Genomic DNA, 24,464 nt, shown 5'->3' on the forward strand with positions numbered 1-24,464 from the left:
AAAAATATCTTCTCTTTGATTAAAGTGATTTCTTTGCACTTCACTTATAAGGTATTAATTGGTCAATATGATAGCTTTTATAACTACCATCATAATTGAAGATATAAACTTGTGCTTGTTCATTTGCAAACTCAGAGATAACTTGTCTACAAGCGCCACATGGTGTTCCTGTATCATTTAGATCTTTAGTTAATACATAAACTGTTTTAACTTCTTTAGCTCCATTACTAATAGCTGCTCCAATTGCATTTCGTTCAGCACAAATAGTTAAACCAAATGAGCCATTTTCAACATTTACACCATTGAAATACCCTTTATCAGTTTCTATAATTGCACCTACTGGATAATTAGAATAAACACAGTAACTATTATTTAATAACTCTTTTAATTTAGCAAAAATTTCTTTAATTTCCATATCCTTAAATTACTATAATTTTTATTATAATTCTTAATAATTATAACATTTAGCACAATGATAGAATATAGCAAAAAATACCACTCGCGTGGTATTTAATAATAGAATGGCAAGGGTAAAGGGACTCGAACCCCTAACACACAGATTTGGAGTCTGTAGTTCTGCCAAATTGAACTATACCCTTAGAAATAGGGTAGTCCCTATTTTGGAGCTAATCTAGTTAATACAATTGCTTGCCCATTCTTAACAACAATTGTATCTTCGATTCTTACTCCACCAACATTTGGAATATAAATTCCTGGTTCAACAGTAACAACAGCATTTTCTGGTAATTTTTCTTTATTACCACCGCTTGTGTTAGGAAGTTCATGAACTTCAATTCCTACACCATGACCAGTTCCGTGTGTGAAATAACCTTTATATTCTGAACTATCAATAATTTGACGACAAATTTGATCTACTTCATATCCAGTAACTGCAGTTGATGTTAAATTAATCCCTGCAGTTTGAGATTCAAGCACTTTGTCATAAATCTTTTGCATTTGTGGATTTGGTTTTGTTCCAGCAATAAATGATCGTGTCATATCTGAACAATAACCTTTATATAAAGCTCCAATATCAATCGTTACCATATCTCCATCTTCAATCTTACGATCTGAAGCATGGTGGTGTGGATTTCCCCCGTTTGGACCTGAAGCAATAATTGGATCGAATGAATTCTTTTCAGCCCCTAAATCAAGCATCTTTTTAGAAATCATGTTTGAAATTTCAATTTCAGTTAAACCGATGATGTTTTGTTCACGAACTCAATTATATGCTTTTGCAGCAATATCAGCTGCTATTTGTAAATATTCAAGTTCTTGTTCAGTTTTGATTTCACGTAACTTAGCTGATTTAAATGGCACAATTTCATTTACAAATCGTTTTAAGAAAGAAGCTGTTTCAAGGGTTACATAATCAGCTTCAACTAAAGCTTTGTTAATCTTTAATTCATCCGCTGCTTCTTTTAGTAAATCAAGTGTAGTTTTATTTTGTGATGCTGCTAATAAAACTACTTTTGCATTTTTAACTTGTTCACAAGCTGCAGTGTAGTAACGTGCATCAACAAGATAGATTGCTTCTCCATCTTTGTTAATTAACACAAATCCATCACTACTTGCAAATTCTAAGAATCAATATCTATTGTGTGTTGAAAATAAAATTACTCCATCAACATTTTGATCTGAATGATCATTGATAGCTTTTAGTACTTGTTGTAGTTTGAAATTGTTTTTCATAAATAAGTCCTATCTTATTTTCTTTTGATTTCGTTATGAACAGTTACTTTACGACAAGTTGAACAAAACTTGTTTAAAGATAAACGGTCTGGGTTGTTTTTAGCATTTTTAGTTGTAATGTAGTTAATGTTTTTACTTTCACTACATTGTAAACGGATTCCTCTTTTAATTGCCATTATATTCACCTCGCTCTAATTGTTTATTGATCTGCTAGATTAGTAATACTAATATAATCTATAAATTATATAAAATTTTAATATGTTTTGTCTATGTCTAATGCTTATCTTTAATTTGATTAGTTAATAAAGCAATGAATTCTTCATATTTAACTGTAGTTGTGTTTTCTTGTCCATATTTTCGATAAGTAACCATTTTATTGTTTTTGATCTCTTCATCCCCAACTACAATTTGATATGGAACTTTTTGGATTTGAGCTTCTCTAATCTTTTTACTTAATCGTTCATTTCTTAAATCTAAATTAGCACGAATTAAATTCGCTCGTAATAAGCTATGAAGTTCAGAAGCATAAGATCCATGTGCATTTTCATTAACTGGAATAATTACAACTTGAACAGGAGCTAATCAAAGTGGTAAGATCCCCTTCGTTTGTTCTAATAAGATTGATAAGAATCGTTCATAAGTACCAATAATCCCAATATGAATCATCACTGGTGTGATTTGGTTGTTTTGTTCATCAATATATTTAAGATCAAATCTTCTTGGTAATAAGAAGTCTAATTGAATAGTTGAAATTGTGATGATTCGATTAAGTACTGTTTTAGCTTGGAAGTCAATCTTTGGACCATAGAAAGCAGCTTCACCCTTAATTTCTTTATATTCAATGTTATTTTTATTTAACATTTCACGAAGTTGAGCTTGTGATTGTTCTCACATTTGTGGATCATTAAAGTACTTTTCTTTATCATCTGGATCATTAAGTGATAAATGAACTTCAAAAGTTTTAATCCCTAATCCTTCTTGAGCAGCCTTAATCATTGCATAAGCATTTAATACTTCTTGTTCAATTTGATCGATTCGACAGAAAACATGGCAGTCTTCTAAGATCATTGATCGAACTCGTTCAAAACCAGTTAAACCACCTGAAGATTCATATCGGTGTAAGATTGAGTGTTCACTTAATCGAACAGGTAAACTTCGATATGATCGTAATTCATTAGCATACACAAGTGTATGGTGTGGACAGGTCATTGGTCGAAGTACTAATTCTTCATTATCAATCTTAATTGGTTTGAACATATTTTCATGATAATGATCTCAGTGTCCACTTGTTTTATATAAATCAATACTTCCTAAGATTGGAGTAATAACAGTATCAAAGTTATATTTAAACTCTAATTGGTTAATGAAACGTTGAACTTCTTGTTTAATAATTGTTCCATTAGCTAATCAGATTGGTAACCCTTGTCCAGCTAATTGATTAAATGTAAATAGATTTAGATCTTTACCGATTTTTCGATGATCTCGCTCTTTTCGTTCAGCTAATTCAGCTAAATAAGCATCAAGATGACTTTTTTCATAAAAAGCACATCCATAGATCCGAATTAGTTGATCATTTTTAGCATCTCCATGTCAGTAAGCTCCTGCTACATTTAATAGTTTAAAAGCTTTCACTAATTTAGTATTAGCTACATGAGGACCACCACATAAATCAAACCAATTAGCACATCGTGAAATCGTTAACCCTTGTTCTTTATATTTTTCAATGATCTCTAGTTTGTATTTGTTATTAGCAAATGCTTTTTTAGCATCTTCATAACTAATATCTTCATGAATAAAATCATAAGCTCCATCTACGATTTTTTTCATTTCTTTTTCAATTCTAGCTAAGTCTTTGGTTGTAATTGAGGTGTTTGGATCATTTAGATTAAAATCATAATAAAACCCTTCATCAATTGCTGGACCAATTGCTAAGCTAATGTTGGGATAAAGTTTAACTAATGCCATTGCTAAAACATGAGCAGCACTATGGCTTAGTGTACTGTCGAATTTATACATAAAATAATTTTTTCCTCAATTCAATACTATCTTTAAATTATAAGCTTTTTCATTAATAAATAAGGTTAAAAGTTTTTAGATTCTTCTTTATTAATTAATCTTGATTAAACTTAAACATTAAGCAATCAAGGAGCTTTAGTTAATTGATCATTATATGGGTTTTTAGTTTTATATTTTTTAAATGCAATACAACTAAAAACAATAGCTAAAGTGATCATTACTGAACTTAGTACACTAAATGGTAAACTTCAAGCAACAAGTCCATGATATTGATCAGATCCTTGATAACTAACTCCAAATCCAACAATAAATAAACCAGTTAATAATTGAATTACTGTACTTATAATTGGTTTTGTTGTTTGTTTTTTAATAATATCTAAATATCTTAATAAAACAACAGCTGTATAGTTGCCAATTCCAAAATAAGCTAAGTAGTAGATCGTATCACTTCCAGTAATATAATCTCTTACTTCATTACTGTTAAGCATCATATAAGGTGCTGTTGTTTTATTAGCTGTTTTTGTAATATAACTATCGTGTCATTGGTGATCTAAATATGGTTTAGTATATTTTAATCAAAGATCACTAGTTAATGAATTATCAGCTTCTAAGTTAGCTTTAAATTGATCAACAGATAATTGACTTTGGTTAGCTAATAATAAAACTGTTTGTTGATCTTTTAATAAAGCAGTTTTAAAGCTAGGGTATAGATATACTGGAATATTAGCTTCTAGTTGAATTGGTGTAGCTATATTAGTTGTAATGATCTTACTCATTGGATCAACACTAAATCCATAAATAATGGTTGTAATAAAACTACCAACAAAAGCTAAGATCACTAAAATTAATCATAATTGACGAGAATGATAACTATTATTTGTGATCTTACTTTTTTGTAAAATGTAGATTGTATAATCTGAAATAGCATTAGCTACCATTGGCATCATAATTAAGCCATGATATCAAATGATCCGAGCACTACTAAAAACAAGTGCAGTTGAAGCCGTTATTTTATCATTGATGATTAAATAAATGGCAAACACCATAATCATTTTAATTACAGACATTAATAATCCATTAAATAAATAAACTCATGAGTGTTTAATCATTACTTTAAACTGATTAGATAGTTTAACAACAGGACCTATATAATGATCTTTTAAATCAGTTTTTAAATAAGCTAAAAGAATACTAACTATCATCATAATGATAAAGCTAATACTAAAGCCAAGTCCATATGCAGCATACCCTAGTTGGTTTGATGTATATAAATAACTATTTTTAACATAAAAGCTAAAGATATATCCTAACCCTAAAGCTAAACTATAAGTAATTAGATCAAATAAAATTAAGACTCAAGCATTGGTATGGTTGTAGTACTGATTATAGTAGCTCATATAATAAGTACTAATTGGTTTGATAAGGATTATGCAACAAATTGCTCAATCAAAATGTTGAACTTCAATATTAGTAAACCCTAGATTATGATGACTATTAGCTCCAAGGTTATAAAGTTGTGAACAAGCTAAATATAAACCAACTAAAATAAGTCCATAAATAAAAGCAATTAAACTGTTGTAATGATGATCAATTGGTTGAATTAATTGATTAGTTGTTTGCTTTTTGTAATGATAGCTTCAAGTAGCTAAGATTAAACCAACAGTTGTAGCTGTTAACATAAAGGCATTAACAAATACTAATGCATATGTAATCCCCATTGATACAAATCCACCCCCATCAGGGTTTAAAGCCACTAAAGCACTTAAAATAACACAAGCAATACCACACATAATCGTACTACTTAGCATTGGTAGGATTTGAACAAAGACCGTTTTAATTGTGATCTTAAAACTAAAATTAGTTTTGATTTGATTTTGTTTTGTTTTTAACATAGTTATAGTCTCATTTATGATTTCATCAATTTATTAGTTAATTTGATGAATTGGTTAACTCAGTTAGCAAACACATCAACTGCTTGGTTTCAAACTGATTTATCTAATAAATCAAAACCTAATAGTTTAATTGTCTCTAAACTATTTAAAGAGCCACCAGAAGCAAAGAATTTAAACATATTATCTAGTGCATTTGGTTGTTTATTAAAGATATTAGAAGCAGCAATTAATCCACCAATTTGTCCAATTGCATATTTATAAACATAAAAAGAACTTGTATAAAAGTGGGGAACACTAATAATAGTTAATGCTACATCTTCATCAGTTTTAGTGATTTTGTTTGGATTATATTTATAACCACTATATTGATTTAACATTTCTAAATAAGTGTTACGCACTTTTTCTCAACTAAATTCTTCACCCTTATTAACTCAATCATTAGCGATTCATTCAAAATTAGAGAATGCAACTTGTCTTGTTGATGTGTTAATAAAACCTGAAATCATCTCATCTAAAATCATTAAACGTTTCTGATCATCTTTTTGATATTTATCTAAAAGGTGATAGTTCACTAAAACCTCATTAGCCATTGAAGCAATTTCAGCATAAAAAATTGAGTACTCATTATAAATTGGTTGGTTTAAGTTAGCATAATAAGTATGAACAGAGTGACCAAGTTCATGAGCTATTGTTAATACACCATTATAAGTATAATCATAGTTCATAAAGATGTAGATTTTATCAAAACCCTTAGTTCCACTAATTGAATAAGCTCCAGTTTGTTTATTATTAGTTGGTAATCAAGAAACTCAATGTTCATTTAATGCTTTATTAATAACTGATAAATATTGTTCACCCATACAAGCTAGTGCATCTTTAACAATGCTTTGAGCTTGTTCAATACTAAAGTGAACTTTTTTAGCAACTAAATCAAGTGATCGATCATAGTTATAAACTTTATCTAAATTAAATTTATATTTAAGATATTTATCTCGTTGTTTAGCAAACTTAATAATATAAGGTTTAAATAATTTAGTTTGTTCATAAATAAATTGAATCAAACTAACTTCAACTTCATCAGCAAATGCAGCTGAACTTATATAATCTTTAAAGTTCCGTGCAACTGCAACACTATTGTTCATTGTATATTGATAAAAAAGGGTTCTTGTAAATGTATTTCTTAGGTTATATAAAGCTTTATGACTTGATGTATATACATTCTTTCTAAGAACTCGATCTTTTGAACGCATATGTTTATAAATATCAGTATCATTATTTAATTTGATAACTTTATTATTAGCATCTAAAACATCATCATATTTCATATCTGATGAAAGTAATACATCAAAGATATCTTCAAAACCAGCGTTATGACGTTCTGCTTTATGTAATAATGCTTCTTGTTCTTGGTTTAAAGTATAAGGAGCATATCTTCATAATGCATCAAAGCTTAGTTGATAAGGTTTAATTTCAGGATCTTTATCTAAGTATGATTGGATTAAATCCCTATTAGCTAATATTTTTACATCATAACCATTAAAATGTTGTTCAATTTGATGTTGTTCAAAAGCAAGTTTTTGAGCATATTTATTGTATTCTGGATTAATCAAATCAATATTTTGTTTATTGTTAACATAATTAACTAATCGATTAGAAATTAAGATACATTGATCTTGCTGAACTAAAAAGGCTTTAAAACTATTAACATCATCTAAAAAGTTAGCATACAAACTAATTAATTTATCATAAGCTTGTTTATATTCTTCAAATAAATCATCAACACTTTTATTATTTAATAAGTGTTCTAAATCTCATTCGTACTTATTATCCATAATTAATCCTTTTAGTGTTTTAAATTAGAAAAATAAATCGCACTAAGGCGATTTATTCTATCTTGTGCTATTTAACTACAATAATTAAAGAGTCTTAATAACTGTACCGTGTCCTACAGTCTTTCCACCTTCACGGATTGAGAACTTAGAACCGTCTTCAATCGCAACAGGAGCGATTAATTCAACAGTCATTTCAACGTCATCACCAGGCATTACTAATTCTACACCTTCAGGTAATTTAATTGCCCCAGTAACATCAGTTGTTCTAAAGTAGAATTGAGGACGGTATCCACCAACGATTGGAGTATGACGACCACCTTCTTCTTTCTTTAAGATATAAACCTTAGCAGTGAATGTGCTGTGTGGTTTAATTGAACCTGGTTTAACTAATACTTGACCACGTTCAACTTCTTCTTTCTTAATACCACGTAATAAGATACCAGCATTATCTCCAGCTTGTGCTTGGTCTAATTGTTTTCTGAACATTTCAATACCAGTTACAACTGTTTTTTGAGTTTCACGTAAACCTACGATTTCAACTTCATCGTTGATCTTTAATGTACCACGTTCAACACGTCCAGTAACAACTGTACCACGACCTGAAATTGTAAATACGTCTTCAATTGCAAGTAAGAATGGTTTATCAGTATCACGTTCTGGTAATGGAATTCAAGTATCAACTGCGTCCATTAATTCATCAATCTTAGCTTCTCAAACTGGATCTCCTTCAAGAGCACGAAGACCTGAACCACGAATTACAGGAGTGTTGTCTCCATCAAATCCATATTTAGATAATAATTCACGAACTTCCATTTCTACAAGGTCTTGCATTTCAACGTCGTCCATGTAGTCACATTTGTTTAAGAATACAACGATCTTAGGAACACCAACTTGACGAGCAAGAAGAATGTGTTCTTTAGTTTGAGCCATAACCCCATCAGAAGCAGCAATAACTAAGATTGCTCCATCCATTTGAGCTGCCCCTGTAATCATGTTTTTAACATAGTCAGCGTGTCCTGGACAGTCTACGTGAGCATAGTGACGAAGAGTTGATTCATATTCAACGTGTGAAGCGTTAATTGTAATACCACGTTCACGTTCTTCAGGTGTCTTATCAACGTCTGCGTATGATTGAGCAATCGCTTGTCCTTTTTTCGCTAATACTGTAGAAATCGCAGCAGTTAATGTAGTTTTACCATGGTCAACGTGTCCAATAGTACCAATGTTAACGTGCGGTTTAGTACGTTCGAATTTAACTTTAGCCATTTAATGGTTTCTCCTTAGAATAGTAATTTATATAGAAAAATATAATGCTATTTTAAATATCTTTGATAATTATAACATTTTAAACCTAATACTTATTAGGCTTTTAATAAAATAGTTTAATGAATTTAACTATTTCTTAGCACGTGCAGCCATTACTTCTTCAGTAACAGATTTTGGTGCTTGAGCGTAATGACTAAATTGCATTACATATTGTCCACGACCTTGTGTGTTACTACGAAGGTCAGTTGCATAACCAAACATTTCTGATAATGGAACTTTTGCTTTAATTGATTGAGCGTTTCCACGAGATTCTTGCCCTTCAATTACTCCACGACGCTTAGAAATATCTCCCATTACAGTCCCAAAGTAATCATCAGGTGTTGTAACATCAACAGCCATAATTGGTTCTAATAAAACTGGTTTACATACTTTTGCAGCTTCTTTAAAAGCAAGAGATGCAGCAATCTTATAAGCCATACCAGATGAGTCAACATCGTGGTAAGAACCATCATAAATTGTTGCTTTAACATCAATTGTTTGATATCCAGCAATTGGTCCTGAAGTAAGAGCTTCAATTAAACCATTTTCAACTTCTTTGATGTATTCCTTAGGAACTTTACCACCAACAATTTGGTCAATGAATTCAAACCCTTTGTCGTGATTTGGTTCAAACTTAATTCATACGTGTCCATATTGACCACGTCCACCAGATTGTTTGATGTATTTACCTTCAGCTTCACCTTCAAGAGTGAATGTTTCACGGTAACTTACTTGTGGTGCACCAACATTAACTTGAACATTGAATTCACGACGCATACGGTCAACTAATACATCAAGGTGTAACTCACCCATTCCTGCAATAATTGTTTGTCCTGTTTCTTCATCAGTGAATGTTCTAAAAGTTGGGTCTTCTTCAGCTAACTTAGATAAAGCAATTGACATCTTTTCTTGGTCAGCTTTTGTTTTTGGTTCAACAGATAATGAAATAACTGGTTCAGCAAATTGCATTTTTTCAAGAATTACTGGACGTTTTTCTTCACAGATTGTATCTCCTGTTGTTGTGTCCTTAAGACCAATCACAGCACAGATATCTCCTGCTCCTACACGATCAACTTCATTACGGTTGTTAGAGTGCATCTTAACAAGTCTTGAAATACGTTCTTTTTTACCTTTAGTTGCGTTTAATACATAAGTTCCTTTTTCAAGAACCCCACTATAAACACGAACATAAGTTAAACGTCCAACGAATGGGTCAGTAGCAACTTTGAATGCTAAACCTGAGAATGGTAAGCTTTCATCGTTTGGAATTTCAATATCTTCACCATTTTCTAAATGTCCACGCATTGCAGGAACATCAACTGGTGATGGTAAGAAGTCAACAACTGCATCAAGTAATTTCTTAACACCTTTGTTTTTGAAAGCTGATCCACAAAGTACTGGATAAAGTTCAGTAGCAATTACCCCTTTACGAATACATTTCTTAATGTCTTCTTGAGATAATGTTTCACCATTTAAGTATTTTTCCATTACTTCATCATCAAAGACAGCAACATCATCAATCATTTGGTGGTGCATTTTTTCAGCTTTTTCTTTATATTCAGCTGGAATGTCTTCAACACGGTAGTTTTCATCAGCTTGACCATCATAGAAGTAAGCTTTCATTTCGATTAAGTCGATACTACCAACAAAATCAACTTCAGCTCCCATAGGGATTTGGATAGCTGTTGCTTTAACTCCTAAACGGTTTTTCATTGTTTCGATTGAATAGTAGAAATCAGCACCGATTTTATCCATCTTATTAACAAAAACAATACGAGGAACATTATAACGAGTAGCTTGACGTCATACTGTTTCAGTTTGTGGTTCTACCCCATTTTGTCCATCAAGTACAGCAACTGCACCATCAAGTACACGTAATGAACGTTCAACTTCAACTGTAAAGTCAACGTGTCCTGGAGTATCGATTAAGTTAAGTTGGAAGTTTTTTCAAGTTGCATAAGTAGCAGCTGATGTAATTGTAATACCACGTTCTTTTTCTTGTTCCATTCAGTCCATAGTTGATGCCCCATCGTGGGTTTCACCAATCTTGTGGTTTTTTCCTGTATGGTAAAGAATACGTTCTGAAGTAGTTGTTTTTCCAGCATCAATGTGAGCCATGATACCGAAATTTCTAAACATACTTAAATCAATAGCCATATTAATTTATTTGTCCTTTATTTAAATATAAAAAAGTAATTATCAACGTAAGTGTGCAAAGGCTTTGTTTGCTTCTGCCATCTTGTGAGTATCTTCTTTTTTCTTAATTGAAGCCCCTGTGTTGTTTGATGCATCGATAATTTCGTTTGCTAATTTTTCAATCATTGTGTGTTCATGACGTAAACGTGCATACATTGTTAATCAACGTAGACCAAGAGTTTGTTTACGTTCAGCTGTTACTTCAGTAGGAACTTGGAAGTTAGAACCACCAACACGACGAACCTTAAGTTCAATTACAGGCATTACATTTTCAACAGCTTTTGTAAATACTTCAAGAGCTGGTTTACCAGTTTTCTTTTCAACAATTTCAAAAGCTTGGTAAATAATTTTTTGTGCTAAACCTTTTTTTCCATCATACATAATAGTATTGATTAATTTAGTCACTAGACGTGAGTTATAAACAGGATCTGCTAAAACTTGTCTTTTTTCTGGTTTTAATTTTCTCATTTAAGTCTTCTCCTTAATTATATAACTACTTTATTTAGCAGCTGGTTTTGGACGTTTAGCACCATATAGTGAACGTTGTTGACGACGTTTATCAACCCCAGCAGTATCTCCAGTACCACGAACGATGTGGTAACGAACCCCAGGTAAGTCCTTAACACGACCACCACGAATAATAACCACACTGTGTTCTTGTAAGTTATGACCTTCCCCTGGAATATAAGCTAATACTTCAAATCCGTTACTTAAACGAACCTTAGCATATTTACGTAACGCAGAGTTAGGTTTCTTAGGTGTCATAGTACCAATACGAGTACATACACCAGATTTAAGAGGTGATGGGTTTTTCTTAGTTTTTTTATGTAATGAGTTATATGTATATAAAAGAGCAGGTGACTTACTTTTTTTAGTCTTTGTTACTCGTTTATTACGAATCAATTGCGCAATTGTAGGCATTTATAATCTCCCTATTTTAATTTTTGACATGTATCTTTTAGTTAAATGATTTTATAGCAACTGTTCCGTGCGTATCATTTTCTAAAATTAACAATTTGACAAAACACCTTGAAATTATAAACGATTCATAAAATAAAAGCAACCAAAAAGACAAAATTATTTGCTTTTTAGTCGCATTTAATTAATTATTTAATTATTTAGCTTTTGGTTCTCATCAAAGTTTAGATTTTAATAAAGTTCTAAATAGTTCAAGTTTTTCGCTATCTTTCATCTTGTAGATGTTTTTATGTAATGCATCAATGAACCCACCGTATGAAGCATTACCACCGATCATTACATATGATTCTGATCAGCTTTGTTCTTTTTTAATAACACTACCATCTTCTTTAATTTCGTATCTAACACCTTTAACGTTTGCATCTGAGTTACCAAATAGTTTAAGTGTGTCGTCTAATACTTTATTTCTTTCTTCTAAACCTTTTCGTTTAGTTGCGTTGTCGTTGAAATCATCAAAGTTATCTCCAACACGCATAATTGTTTTGAATTGAACAGCGTTACCGAAGTCTTGTCCTTCTTTTGTAAGATCTAACTTATTGTCATTAACAAAGTTCATTCGATCTTCCTTATTAGATTTAACTCGTTTACCTTTTTCATCTTTTTTAATATGATTTCAAGGTTTTTTATCAGTAGCTCCTAAATCAACACCTTGCATTCAGAATACTCATTCAGGTAATAAAGCTTCATCTAATTTAACTTTAACTAAATTGTTAATAGTTGCTTGTTTTTCGGTTTCTTGTTCACGGTTAGAGTTGAACATAACAACTCCACCTTTACTATAAACATGCTTAATAAAATCAATAGCACCATCTAATTCTGTAGAGATTTCAGCTTTAACAAATTCATTTCAAGTTTTTGGGTTATATGATAACTTGTTAATTAAAACATAGTTTTGGTATGCATAGTTGTTTAAAATTGTTTCATCGATATCCATGAAAACAACTGGGATTGCTTTTCCATTAGTATTTTGAACTTTTAGTGTAGAAGCTTTGCCGTTTGCTGCAGGAGTATATGTTACTTTATCCTTGTCAAAAACATCCTTTTGTGCTTCTAACAACTTATCAAAACTTGCTTTTGCTGTTTCATATGCATTCTTAGACATTGCACGCTTTTCAGCACTTGTAGTATTTCATAAACTTGAAAATCAAGCAGCCCCAGCAACTTCGTATTTATCCTTTTCAGTTTGTGATAAATTTGAATTCTGAGCAACTTGCGTTTGAGTTTGTACACCAGTTGATGGAGTAGTACCCTTCTTATTCTCATTATTACATGCAACAGCAACAACACTTACTGTTGCTAACAAACCAGCTACAAGCCCAGTAGCTAGTGCAATTCTTTTGTGTTTTCTCATATTATCTATATTCCACTTTTAAATTTTTAATCTTAGGGTTTTATTATATATCAATTAGTAATAACAAAAAGCAACATAAGTCATTTTTTTAAATAACTTATATATACAAGTTATAAATATGTACCTATTTTATAAAAAATTAAGAAAGTGGAGGATCAAGGTTAATATAAAACCATATATAAGATAATAAAAAGAGTGTTTAATATTAGATCAGTCTTAATCAAATACTTGTAAATGATCAAGGTTCAAAAATATAAACACTCTGATTAGTATCAATTTTTAAATCAAATAACGAATTCCTCCTTATGTCATTTAAGAATGTAGAATTGACAAGAGACTACATCCATTTTAGGAATTAAAATAACTAAATGTTTGATGGTTGTAAAAAACATTTAGTTACATTAAAGATTTAATAAATTCAAATACTAAAACTTTTTAATGATACAACAATAAAAGTAAAAAATACCAACTTATTTAATTCATTAAATACATTAATATCTTATATGTTCTAGTTTGATAAGAATCTTTTAAGCATTATTAACATTCTAACCCTATTATTAAAAATTGATCATTTTTAACTCTTTATACTATCTACTTACTAATAACATATAAAAACCCTTATTAGTAATTAGTTTCAAAACTAATAACAAATAATCGTATTAAGTAATTTAATAGTTATTTTATTTCTAGTTTGAAGTAAAATAAAAGAGTATGATATGTAATTATTAAAACTACATACTCATTACTAAACTAATAATTTTTTGTTTTGTTATTAGTCTGTTTAAACAATACAAAAAGCCAGCTAATACTGGCTTCCTCGAAAGTAAGTTCAATTGCAACACCGCACTTGGGCTTACTTTTATTCTACATACTCGAATAGAAAAAGTGTCATTTTTGGATTCCACAAATCATTGAACTACAACCTAATCAAAAAAACGAAGAGAAAACAAAGTCTGAACCTAAAGAACCAGAAAACAAAAAAGAAGAACTTCCAATTGTAGCTACACTTAATAGTGCAGCTCAAATTAATGAAGATTTTGAAGATGAAACAAAATTTAAATTAGGATTAGAAATTGAAAATGCAAATGATAAATTTGCTGTTGCTACTTTAACATCATTAGTAAGTGGTAATGATTCAATTAATGTTGTTTCAGCTAAAACAAAAGTTGCTGATAATAAAGTAGAATTTATTTTCTCTAATCTTGATCCTAAACAAGAGTATCTATTAACTGGTTTAAAAATTTATGATAAAGAAGATAGTGAAGAATCTAAAGAAGTAGCATTAAATAATGCTACTAAATTTAAGAAAATAAACATAAAGACTTATGAAAAAATAGATGCTTTAACTTTAGAAAATGACAAATTAATAACTAATGTTCAGTATTCTATAAAAGCAACTGATCCTAATAATGTTTTGCAGTTTGTTAAAGGTGATGATGGTGATGATAAAAACAAATACAAAATCAATGTTGAATTAGATACTACTAAATATGATCTTAAAAAAGGTGACGAATTCACACTAGAATTAATTGACACTACTCTTAAAAGACCAAGACCAATTGTTTTAAAAGCTACTTTAGCTGAAAACTTAAAGGACTTGGAATTTAATGGTGAGTTTTATAGAATTCTACAAAAGAATAGAAAATATCTAGTAAAGAATCTTAACTTAAAGAACAAACCTACTAATGTTATTTTTAAACCAAAAGTTGAATATAGCTTCTTTATTGAAAAAGAGAAACCAAAATACATCTTTAATCAGAATTTTGACATAGATCGTTTTGAAAAAGGTGTTACTTTAAAACTTATTTTTAGAGACCAAGAAGCTTTAGTTGATTATCAAGGTACAGTAATGGTTAGAATTGCACCAGTTATAAATGGAAAAGTAGATGAAACTAAAGCAATTGAAAAACAAGCAAAAGTTGATGAAGTTCCTAATAGACACATTAATGTTACATTTGATAATTTAGAACATGAACAATATAAGATTGTTTGGTTTGGGACAAAAGATGTTAACTTTGAAAATATTAACAACATGGACAAAATGAGCGGCATGATCGATTCAAATAAAAAAGACCCACTAATTTTCTTTGTTAAAGAGCAACCTAAGTCATCTTCTTCTTCAACAACAACAACAACAACATCTCAATAACCCGCATGCGTACAAATTCATACCAACAACAAGTTCAACAAATTCAATCTTACCCAAAGCCGATTGTTTATAAGTACATTAAAATTAGTAGTCTTACTCTTTTTGTTTTAGTTTGTATTCTTATTTTATTTGGTGTTTTATCTCAAAACAAAATGATCCCCAACTATAGTATTGCTATCCCAGCTACTTTAATTGGTCTTGGTTTAATTACTTTTTTAGTTATTGTTTTATTAATGCGTAAAGCAATGTCTAAATTACATTGGCACATAACTAATGTTATTTTATTTATTAACCTACAACAATTCAAACACCATCTTAAAATTGTTAATCTATTTCATTGGCAAATCAAAAAACTAGATTATGATCAATTAATAAAAACAATTGAAGAACAACGAAAAGTTAACTTAAAACAAAAAGAATTAGATCAAAATGAAATATCAAACAATTAAAAGCAATAGTTCAGCTATTTTTGAAATCAACAAATCTAAGTTCTTAGCTTTTGTATTTAATGTAATTGATATTGATCAAGCTAATGAACTAATCCACAAATATAAACAAGAATATAAAGATGCAAGACATGTTGTTTATGCTTATATTATTGGTGAGAGTGCTAATCAAATTAAATGTTCTGATGATAATGAACCATCAGGTACTGCTGGTTTACCAATTTTAAGCTTATTACAACAAAAAGCTTTAACTAATGTTATTTTAATTGTAGTTCGCTATTTTGGTGGAATCAAATTAGGAGCAAACGGTTTAGTTAAAGCTTATCGTAATAGTGCTAAATTAGTTTTAGATAAAACTGAATTTATTGATTTAATTAAATACTATTATTATCAAATTAAATATAATCTAGAACATACTAATCAATTTAATCATTTTTGTTATATTAATGATTTAGTAATAATTAGAACTAGTTATGAACAAAATAGTGTTCTTGTTTATGTTTTATCGAAACAAGAACTTAATCAGATCGATTATAAATATCTTGATTGTGAACTAATCAAGTATGATTATTAAAAAGGGATAAAAAAGTGTGCTAACTTAAAGCACACTTTTGTTTTATCATAAACGGTTTTTGTAGAATGATAATGTGAAGTTATAGATTCCAATTAATAAAGCTGGGAATCATAAAGCTAAGATGATAGAACTATATACAATATTAGCAACTTCAATTCTTGTATCTAATTCTTTTCTAGCTAATTCACTATTATAAATAGAGAATGTATAGAATTGATAGATAGCACTATTTTTAATAAATGGTTGATCACTTAAAATAGTTAATTCTAAGCCATTAGGTTTAAAGACGAAGCCAACTACTAATAGTCCAATTACAATTAATGTAGCAAACAATCATACAACTCAAGCAGCTCATACATCTTTACCTTTGTGTTTATGTTTAGCTTGAGCAATAATTGTAATTAACAATAGCACAAAGTAACTAATACTCATTAAACTAAAAGCAACAATTGCTTCAATTCTTAAACTTTCAGCAAAGATCCGATTAGCGTTTGGTACTTTTAGAATTGGTGAAACTAAATTATATTCATAAAACCCAATTTTAAAGTGTTGTCAATAATCAGTTTGATTATCTTGTAGTTGATGAAAATACTTAGGGGGAAGAGCTGTTAGAACAAAAACTCATAAACTAAAAGCAAAGAAAGCTAAAACCAATAAAAAGATTAATCATTTCCCTGATTTTAATTTGCCAAATTTTTGTTTTGATAATTCAAATCAATAATTTTGTAAATGTATTAACACAATGATCACACCATTATATTCTTAATAGTTTTAATTTTATCACTTTTCAATTAACTTATTTAGAATAAGTGGATAAGATAGCTAAATATTAAGGGACAAATTTATTAATTTTGTTATTTATCTATATCCTTTTTATTTTATTTTTTATATCATAAATTCAAAAAATCAAAAAAAAGTTTCAAAAATAGTGTTGGATATGTAATAATATACACAATTAGAAAAGCTATAAAATATGAAATCTGTTAGTTTAAATAATAATTGAATTAATATGATTATTAAACATGTAACTTTTTATATGCATGTTATTACTTTTGCATCTTGAATTATCACTTTTATTAAGTTTATTATTAAGCATATTCTAATGAAGCGTTGCACGAAGATTATGATGTGTAAGCGTATTATTAATAACAATAATATAAAACATTAATTTTTTTAATAAATCAATTTAATATAAAGGATAGAGGTCTTACCACATAAGCTAAGACAGTACATATGAAACCAAATCACTCGGCAGGGTGATTGTTCAAATCAAAATGGTTTTTTGCTCTTACTTCTTTTAGTATAATCAGCGTTGCCTTAGTTAGTTGTCATTCAACTAATGATTTAAACAATAAACCCGAAACTTTTAAAACATTATCAGCATCAACTGATTTTATTTATAGTTTTAATAACCAAAGCTTTATAAATCAATTATCAGATGATGATCAAAAACAAATTCATAATTTATACCAAAGCTTTTATGAACATACTAGTCAGCGTTTAAAACGTTCTTTTTATTTATACTATTCTTTTGCTTTTGCTCTATTAAATAAATGACAAGCAAAATATGATATCTTAACTGATTTAGTTTTAAAGTATGATAAGAAAACTAGTAGTTATCAATTTACTTTGCAATTTAAAGTTAAGATTAATGATTTAGGGAATAATTTAGATGCGATTACAAAACCCCAATTTTATACACCAACTAAAGATAATTCTTTACCAACACACATTAACAATCCCCAACCTTATTGGTTTTTAAATAAAGAAGAAATAATTAAAAAACTTGAACAATTATTACAAATGATAGTTGTTTACAAAGATGTAGAAATTATTCCAACTTGAGCAAAAACAGCAACTAATAATCAAGTCTTATCAGCGTTTAGTTTTCGCAAAGGAAAACTAAGCCGCTGGGTTTATGAAGCGAATCAAAAAAGTGAAGTTAATGACGGTTTTGCTTATATAAATAAAATTGCTTTAATTCAACAAAAAGAAATTGATCATGAAGTTGAACTTGCAACATTTGATGATCAAATATATTTACAAACATTTGTGATTAATGATTCAAACCAACTTCCAGATGTTAAAAAGATCACTAATGAAAATATTTTTCAATATGCATTAGATGAGTTTAGATATGATGTTAAAGACTTTATGTTTCCAACCTTTTTTGCAACAGATCAATCTTTATTATCAATTAAACATCATCAATCAGATAAAACTAATACTAAAATAGTTCAACAATGAACTGAAAACAATGTGGGACGGATTAATCACATTAATCCTAAACTAAGTAGTATTATTGATAAGAAGTGAATCTTGTTTGATCCATATTATTACTTTGATCAAACATTTGAACCAGAAAATCAATCAGGAATCAAACACTGCCATGCTGATGGTTATTGTCATTTCTAAAACGAGGTTATATGCGTAAAAATCATCAAACAATTATGAAACCGTTTTTTAATTGAATTAGCTATTTATGCTTGTTTGGTTTATTGGTTTGTATTATTATTTCACACATTGTAGTAGCTACTAATGAAAGTTTTAAACCAAAATTAGGAGCAATGTTTATTGGTTGATTAGTAGTTGTTATGATTGGTTATTTATATGTGCTATTTTCACGGCGTTATCATCGTAGAAAATGAGCTAAAGCATTAAGAAAAAATAGCCAATATAAAATTAATAAATTTGAAGCTAAATTAATTGATCGGTTTTATGAAAATGCAACCTATGATTTAGATTCAGTGCAATATGCTACTATTCGCTTAAACATTTTAATTTCTATTATTTTATTACCAGCGTTTATTTACGCACTATCTTGTGCTATTGCTTATGGTGTAATTGAAAGTAATCAAGCAGCTATTAACTCAAGCACACAACTATTTATTTTTTAACTATTTCTAAAGGAGTGATATTTATGTCAGCAACTGAACAACGCAACCAGAACACAAATATTGCAGAGCAGTATCAGGACATTGAGAATGCACCAAATAAAAAAGTTAATTACGCTTTTAGTAATAACTATGTTATATTTGGTAATTCTCGTTCAAGTCAAAACGTTGCAGAACGTGATAAAGTAATCGACCCCTTAGTTGATTTCTTCTCACTGAAATCAAAGTTTATGACTTTTTTAACTAAAGCTTTAAAGTTAATTTTTGAATTTTTCTTTTTAGCTTGAATTGTTATTACTATTGTTTTCTTTTTAATTAACTCTGTTCCAGGAGAATCAGCACTTACTGTTGGTTTAACATCAAAAGAAGCAAAACTAGCAATTTTAGCTCAATATGGATTAGATCGACCACTTGGGGTAAGATATTGAGAATATCTTGGAAACATCTTTATTGGTGAGTTTGGGATTAGTACATCAATTAGACCTGGAGTACAAATTAGTAGCTTTATTTGAGAACGATATTTAGTTAGTTTCTCAGTTGGGATCTTCTCTGTTTTATTAACGCTTGCGATTGGAATTCCGCTTGGAGTGTTAGTTGGACGAAAACCAGGGGGAATTTTAGATAGTATTTCAACTGTTTTAATTTCAGTTATTTCTGCAGTTCCTTCACTTGTCTTTGGGTTGGTATTATTATTAATTGGTCGAAGTGTTGGTTTACCATTTATTTTTGATATCAATGATTTTATTACATATATCTTACCAGGGTTATCATTATCACTTGGTTCAATTATTGTTTATGTGCAATATATCAAGGTTGAAATGAACCGGGAATTAAACTCAATGCATGCTAAGTTTGCTTATTTAAAAGGGGCAACAGTAAATCGATTTGTATGAGTTCATGCTCTTAAACCATCACTATTCCCAATTGCAACATTCTTCCCATTTGTGATCTTGGGATCATTTACAGGAGCATTATTCATTGAACAGATTTTCCAAATTCCTGGATCTGGTTCACTATTCTTTGAAGCAATTATTTCAAAAGATTACAATGTTATTTTATTATTAGTAATTATTTATTCAATTACAACAATTGTTGGTTATACAACAAGAGATGCATTATACATCATGATTGACCCACGTATTAGAAGAGGAGGTAAGTAATTTATGTCAAAGTTTTCTGACTTTCTGAAAAAGAAATCAAAACAATTTGCAACAGCTGTGACTGAAGAATTTAGTTCAGATGCACCAAATAAATTCCTACAACCCTTTCAACACCAACAATGAAAAATTATTGGAAACTTAATTGAGTTTAGAGAAAACAGTTACATGGGTGCAAAACCACGACCATTCTTAGAGTTTGCTAACCGTTATGGGCGTTCTTGATCTGGTTTAATTGGTTTTTCTATTATTGTTATTTTATTTATCTTAGCTTTTGTTATTCCGTTTACTACAAACTCACCAACAGAACTAAGACCTAACCAACGTTATTTAAACTATTTCACAGATGGTTTTATCTTTGGAACTGATGATAATGGTCGGGATTTATGAGCAATGCTTTGATGAGGGTTAAGATACTCACTTGGGATTGCGATTGTAGTTACAATCATTGATTTAGTGGTTGGGGTTACAATTGGGATTTTAATGGGTTATTTCAACTTCTTTGATAAGATAATGACTTTCATTATTAAGATCTTAACTAATGTCCCTACAATTATTATCTTAATGATTTTAACAATTATTTTAAAACCATCATTTGGAGTTATGATTTTTGCTATTTCATTCTCTGGATGAACTGGAATGGCTAATCAGATGCGTTCACAAGTACGTCGTGCTCGTGGTTTCTTATGAGTATCTGCATCTAAAACACTAGGTACAAAACCAATTCGAATTTTATGAAACTTTGTACCAATCATTATTCCGTTAATGATTACTCAACTTGTATTCTCAATTCCTGGAGCAATTTTAGCTGAGTCTTCATTAGCTTTCATTGGTTTATCTTTACCAAACACACCAACGCTTGGTAACTTAATTGCAGATGGTGCAACAATTATTACTTTATATCCACGTTTCACATTAATTCCATCATTCTTATTAGTGTGCCTTGTGGCTTCAATTCAGTTAGTAGGAGGGGCGACTCAAGAAGCATTACGTCGTCAACGATAGTTTATGAAATGAATTAACAGACGAAACTATATTGTTTATATTCGTAACAGCAAGCGTTTCTTTCTACAAGATCAAAAAACCAATGAGATTAAAGAATTAGAATTAGCTAATTCAAATGAAACATTACTAAATCAACTTCAACCACTTGAATTAGATGTTAATGAACTTAATTTAAGTCCACTTAGTTTAGAACAAGAACATGTTGAACTTAATTTAGTCCAACCAACTTTAGTACAAGAACAATCAGTTGATCAACTAAGTTTAAGTGAGCAAACTAATCTTCAAGAAGTTGTTCAAACTCAAGCTGAAGAACAAACTAATTTAGAGCTTGAAAGTGTTGTAATTACTGAACCAGCTGAAACATTAAAAGTTGAACAAGAACAAGTTGAAGAAGTTCAACAAACTCAAACTCTAGAAGAACAAGTTCAAGAAGTTGAACAAGAACAAGCACAACCAGTTTTAAAACCAACTAAAAAACCGGTTACTAAAAACATTTTTGGTAAGATTGATAAAAGAAAAAACTTCAACTTTGAAGAATTTGAAAAAAATGTTAAATATAAAGAATTTTCAGATGGAACAAGAAAAAAGATTGCAGCTGAAATCATTGATCTTCGTTTAACATTTACTAACCCATCACGTCCAGATGATCGTGCATTAGTTTTGCGTGGTCCATCAATTCAATTTTATGAAGGTGAAGTACACGCTATCATTGGTGAATCAGGATCTGGTAAATCAGTTATTACTTCATTACTTTATGGATTAGCTGGGAAAACTGCAAACATCGAAGAAGGTAAAGTTCTTTTATATAATAATGAAGTTCAAAAATTTAAATTTAAGGATTGAGAACGATCTAAATATTTAGGAAGAGTTATATCTGCTGTTTTCCAAAACCCAATGTCAACCCTTAACCCTACAATGAAAATTGGTAAACAAATTATGGAAGGGATGTTGATTAATGGGATTGTTAAGAATCGTAAAGAAGCTAAACAACAAGCTGTTGAATATCTAAAACTAACAAAGATCAATAACCCAGAAGAAGTAATGGAATTATATCCACACGAACTTTCAGGAGGGATGATCCAAAGAGTTGTAATTGCATCAATTGTTTCATTACACCCAAAAATCTTAGTTTTAGATGAACCTACAACTGCTCTTGACCCAACGGTTCAAGCATTAGTATTAGATATTATTCGTGAACTTCAACAGAAGTTTAAAATGTGTGTTATCTTCATTACTCACGACTTAGGAGTAGTTGCAAGTATTGCTAACTATATCTCTATTATGTATGCAGGGCAAATCATTGAAGAAGGAACACGAGATGAAATTCTTTGAAATCCACAACACCCATATACATGGGGTTTGATTATGTCAATGCCAGATGTGAATAAGGGCGAACGATTAGCTACAATTCGTGGTTCTGTTCCATCACGTTTAAATGATATTGTTGGAGATGCTTTTGCTGTTCGTAATGAATATGCACTAACACGAGACTTTACAATTGAACCTGATATGTACTACATTTCAGATACACACCGAGCAAAAACAGCTCTTTTAGACAAACAAGCACCAGAGTACGAACCACCAACTATTATTAAAGAGAAATGAGAAGCTTTTAAAGCTAAACAAAATTCTAAACAAGATACACATGAAGGGAGTTAAGCATGAGTAAAGTAGAACAGAAAAAAGCCTTTTTTAATTACAAAAAGCGTTTTTTACTTAAAGACAAACTCACAATTAGACCAATTACTGATGGTTTATTAGAGCGACTAAATGCTGCTCCTGAAAAGAAGCGTTTAGTTGAAGTTCGTCACATGGATATTACATATGGATATGGTTTAAAGAAATTTAGAGCTGTTAAAGATATATCATTCAACATTTATGAAGGTGAAGTATTAGGTTTAGTTGGTGAATCAGGATCTGGTAAATCAACAACTGGATCAGCATTAATTGGTTTAGTACGACATAGTTTTGGTGATGTTGTTATTAATGGAGTTAAATTACCTAAACAAGGTGAAAAAGTAACTAAAGAATTTACTGACTTTATGGTTAATAATGTTCAGATGATTTTCCAAGACCCTTCTAACTCACTTAACCCATATGTTAATGTTGAAACAATTGTAAGTGAAGGTTTAAATAATATTAAAGATCTTAAGAATGGTTATTTAAATGTTCAATTCCGTACTTTTAGTAAGGAATTTATGAAAGAAGCAAATGCGAAACAACTTCGTCATTTAGCAGATAGACATGGAGAGTATATTCGTTCTGAAGGATTTGATTTTAAGAATGAAGAGCATCAAGCTAAATTATTAGCACTTCATAAAGAATTAGATCAAGAAGCTGCTTTTAAATACAATAGTGAAGAATTAAGTAAAGTATTTCATGAAATTAATGCTACTAAGAATTTATCACGACCTAAACTTGTTCACCACATCATTTTAGATGTGCTTAAATCTGTTGGATTAGATGAATCAGTACTTCGTAGATACCCATTAGAATTCTCAGGGGGGCAACAACAACGGATCGGAATTTCACGAGCTGTTGCGCTACGACCTAAATTATTAATTGCTGATGAACCAATTAGTGCTTTAGACGTTTCAATTCAAGCCCAAGTTATTAACATTTTTAAAGAATTAAAAGAAAAATATAAATTAACAATTTTATTTATTGCCCACGATTTACGAATGGTTGAATATATTTCAGATCGAATCGCAGTTATGAATAAAGGGGTATTACTTGAAATTGGACCAACAAAAGAAATTACTAAAAACTTCTTACATCCATATACAAAATCATTAATGGAAGCTGTTCCATCAATTGAATCTGAAAAGAAATCATTACTAGGTTATGTTTACGATTCACAAATGCATGGATATAGTCCAAGTAAACAACCAAAATGAATCAATTTAGGAAATGATCACTTTGTATTAGCAACTGATGAAGAAATAGAAAATTGAAAAGCTGGAAAATATTAAAAAAG

At 29.9% G+C, this 24,464-nt stretch carries 21 protein-coding genes and 1 tRNA gene; 9 read left to right on the top strand and 13 right to left on the bottom strand.

What is annotated here, in order from left to right; all coding sequences use genetic code 4:
• Positions 1 to 19: 19 nt before the first annotated feature.
• From cdd to JM47_RS00265, 12 genes are all read right to left on the bottom strand, one after another.
• Positions 20 to 415: a cytidine deaminase gene (gene cdd, locus JM47_RS00210; RefSeq protein WP_208895038.1), complete on the bottom strand. Its 396-nt coding sequence runs from the start codon at positions 413 to 415 to the stop codon at positions 20 to 22.
• Positions 416 to 522: 107 nt separating this feature from the next.
• Positions 523 to 599, bottom strand: a tRNA-Trp gene (locus tag JM47_RS00215).
• Between the two features lie 16 nt (positions 600 to 615).
• Positions 616 to 1,692, bottom strand: a complete 1,077-nt coding sequence (locus JM47_RS00220) for an aminopeptidase P family protein (protein WP_208895039.1) — start codon at positions 1,690 to 1,692, stop codon at positions 616 to 618.
• Between the two features lie 14 nt (positions 1,693 to 1,706).
• Positions 1,707 to 1,868: a 50S ribosomal protein L33 gene (gene rpmG / locus JM47_RS00225; protein ID WP_038102588.1), complete on the bottom strand. Its 162-nt coding sequence runs from the start codon at positions 1,866 to 1,868 to the stop codon at positions 1,707 to 1,709.
• A 97-nt stretch (positions 1,869 to 1,965) separates the two neighbouring features.
• A complete protein-coding gene (thrS, locus tag JM47_RS00230; RefSeq protein WP_038102585.1) occupies positions 1,966 to 3,708 on the bottom strand; it encodes a threonine--tRNA ligase in 1,743 nt (580 codons plus the stop codon).
• Positions 3,709 to 3,818: 110 nt separating this feature from the next.
• Positions 3,819 to 5,600, bottom strand: a complete 1,782-nt coding sequence (locus tag JM47_RS00235) for a hypothetical protein (RefSeq protein ID WP_208895040.1) — start codon at positions 5,598 to 5,600, stop codon at positions 3,819 to 3,821.
• Positions 5,601 to 5,614: 14 nt separating this feature from the next.
• Positions 5,615 to 7,432 (bottom strand): oligoendopeptidase F, encoded by a 1,818-nt coding sequence (gene pepF / locus JM47_RS00240; RefSeq protein WP_208895041.1) that lies wholly within the window; start codon positions 7,430 to 7,432, stop codon positions 5,615 to 5,617.
• An 84-nt stretch (positions 7,433 to 7,516) separates the two neighbouring features.
• On the bottom strand, positions 7,517 to 8,698 hold the full coding sequence (gene tuf / locus JM47_RS00245; protein ID WP_208895042.1) for an elongation factor Tu: 1,182 nt from the start codon (positions 8,696 to 8,698) through the stop codon (positions 7,517 to 7,519).
• Between the two features lie 129 nt (positions 8,699 to 8,827).
• The gene (gene fusA / locus JM47_RS00250; RefSeq protein WP_208895043.1) at positions 8,828 to 10,894 is read right to left on the bottom strand and encodes an elongation factor G; all 2,067 of its coding nucleotides are present in this window, start codon (positions 10,892 to 10,894) and stop codon (positions 8,828 to 8,830) included.
• A 39-nt stretch (positions 10,895 to 10,933) separates the two neighbouring features.
• A complete protein-coding gene (gene rpsG, locus JM47_RS00255) occupies positions 10,934 to 11,401 on the bottom strand; it encodes a 30S ribosomal protein S7 (protein ID WP_038102565.1) in 468 nt (155 codons plus the stop codon).
• Positions 11,402 to 11,431: 30 nt separating this feature from the next.
• Positions 11,432 to 11,854, bottom strand: coding sequence for a 30S ribosomal protein S12 (gene rpsL, locus JM47_RS00260; RefSeq protein ID WP_208895044.1), 423 nt, complete (start codon positions 11,852 to 11,854; stop codon positions 11,432 to 11,434).
• A 193-nt stretch (positions 11,855 to 12,047) separates the two neighbouring features.
• Positions 12,048 to 13,262 carry an HAD family acid phosphatase gene (locus JM47_RS00265; RefSeq protein WP_208895045.1) on the bottom strand — a complete coding sequence of 405 codons (1,215 nt, stop codon included), beginning with the start codon at positions 13,260 to 13,262 and terminating at the stop codon, positions 12,048 to 12,050.
• A 1,414-nt stretch (positions 13,263 to 14,676) separates the two neighbouring features.
• Between JM47_RS00265 and JM47_RS00270 the strand changes: the two genes are divergently transcribed.
• From JM47_RS00270 to JM47_RS00280, 3 genes are read left to right on the top strand one after another with little or no spacing between them, the layout of a single operon-like run.
• Positions 14,677 to 15,411 carry a hypothetical protein gene (locus tag JM47_RS00270; RefSeq protein WP_208895046.1) on the top strand — a complete coding sequence of 245 codons (735 nt, stop codon included), beginning with the start codon at positions 14,677 to 14,679 and terminating at the stop codon, positions 15,409 to 15,411.
• 5 nt (positions 15,412 to 15,416) lie between these two features.
• Positions 15,417 to 15,860, top strand: coding sequence for a hypothetical protein (locus JM47_RS00275; RefSeq protein WP_208895047.1), 444 nt, complete (start codon positions 15,417 to 15,419; stop codon positions 15,858 to 15,860).
• Positions 15,841 to 16,431 carry an IMPACT family protein gene (locus tag JM47_RS00280; protein ID WP_208895048.1) on the top strand — a complete coding sequence of 197 codons (591 nt, stop codon included), beginning with the start codon at positions 15,841 to 15,843 and terminating at the stop codon, positions 16,429 to 16,431. The genes JM47_RS00275 and JM47_RS00280 overlap by 20 nt, the downstream gene beginning before the upstream one ends.
• A 42-nt stretch (positions 16,432 to 16,473) precedes the next feature.
• On the opposite strand, the gene JM47_RS00285 is transcribed toward JM47_RS00280, so the two are convergent.
• A complete protein-coding gene (locus tag JM47_RS00285) occupies positions 16,474 to 17,172 on the bottom strand; it encodes a hypothetical protein (RefSeq protein ID WP_208895049.1) in 699 nt (232 codons plus the stop codon).
• Positions 17,173 to 17,691: 519 nt separating this feature from the next.
• Between JM47_RS00285 and JM47_RS00290 the strand changes: the two genes are divergently transcribed.
• The 6 genes from JM47_RS00290 to JM47_RS00315 all read left to right on the top strand — a co-directional run bounded on the left by JM47_RS00290 (position 17,692) and on the right by JM47_RS00315 (position 24,459).
• Entirely contained in the window at positions 17,692 to 18,846 is a 1,155-nt protein-coding gene (locus tag JM47_RS00290) for a hypothetical protein (RefSeq protein ID WP_208895050.1), read from the top strand.
• Positions 18,847 to 18,857: 11 nt separating this feature from the next.
• Positions 18,858 to 19,328, top strand: a complete 471-nt coding sequence (locus tag JM47_RS00295; protein ID WP_038101816.1) for a hypothetical protein — start codon at positions 18,858 to 18,860, stop codon at positions 19,326 to 19,328.
• Between the two features lie 23 nt (positions 19,329 to 19,351).
• The gene (locus JM47_RS00300; protein WP_208895051.1) at positions 19,352 to 20,485 is read left to right on the top strand and encodes an ABC transporter permease; all 1,134 of its coding nucleotides are present in this window, start codon (positions 19,352 to 19,354) and stop codon (positions 20,483 to 20,485) included.
• A 3-nt stretch (positions 20,486 to 20,488) separates the two neighbouring features.
• On the top strand, positions 20,489 to 21,487 hold the full coding sequence (locus JM47_RS00305; protein WP_038101818.1) for an ABC transporter permease: 999 nt from the start codon (positions 20,489 to 20,491) through the stop codon (positions 21,485 to 21,487).
• Positions 21,488 to 21,946: 459 nt separating this feature from the next.
• Positions 21,947 to 23,146, top strand: coding sequence for an ABC transporter ATP-binding protein (locus JM47_RS00310; RefSeq protein ID WP_408645525.1), 1,200 nt, complete (start codon positions 21,947 to 21,949; stop codon positions 23,144 to 23,146).
• 2 nt (positions 23,147 to 23,148) lie between these two features.
• Complete coding sequence (locus JM47_RS00315; RefSeq protein WP_038101823.1) at positions 23,149 to 24,459, top strand: ABC transporter ATP-binding protein; 1,311 nt, start codon at positions 23,149 to 23,151, stop codon at positions 24,457 to 24,459.
• Positions 24,460 to 24,464 lie beyond the last annotated feature (5 nt).

Origin of the sequence: Ureaplasma diversum (assembly GCF_000941095.1) — a bacterium.
In the GTDB taxonomy this organism is placed as follows: domain Bacteria; phylum Bacillota_I; class Bacilli_A; order Mycoplasmatales; family Mycoplasmoidaceae; genus Ureaplasma; species Ureaplasma diversum.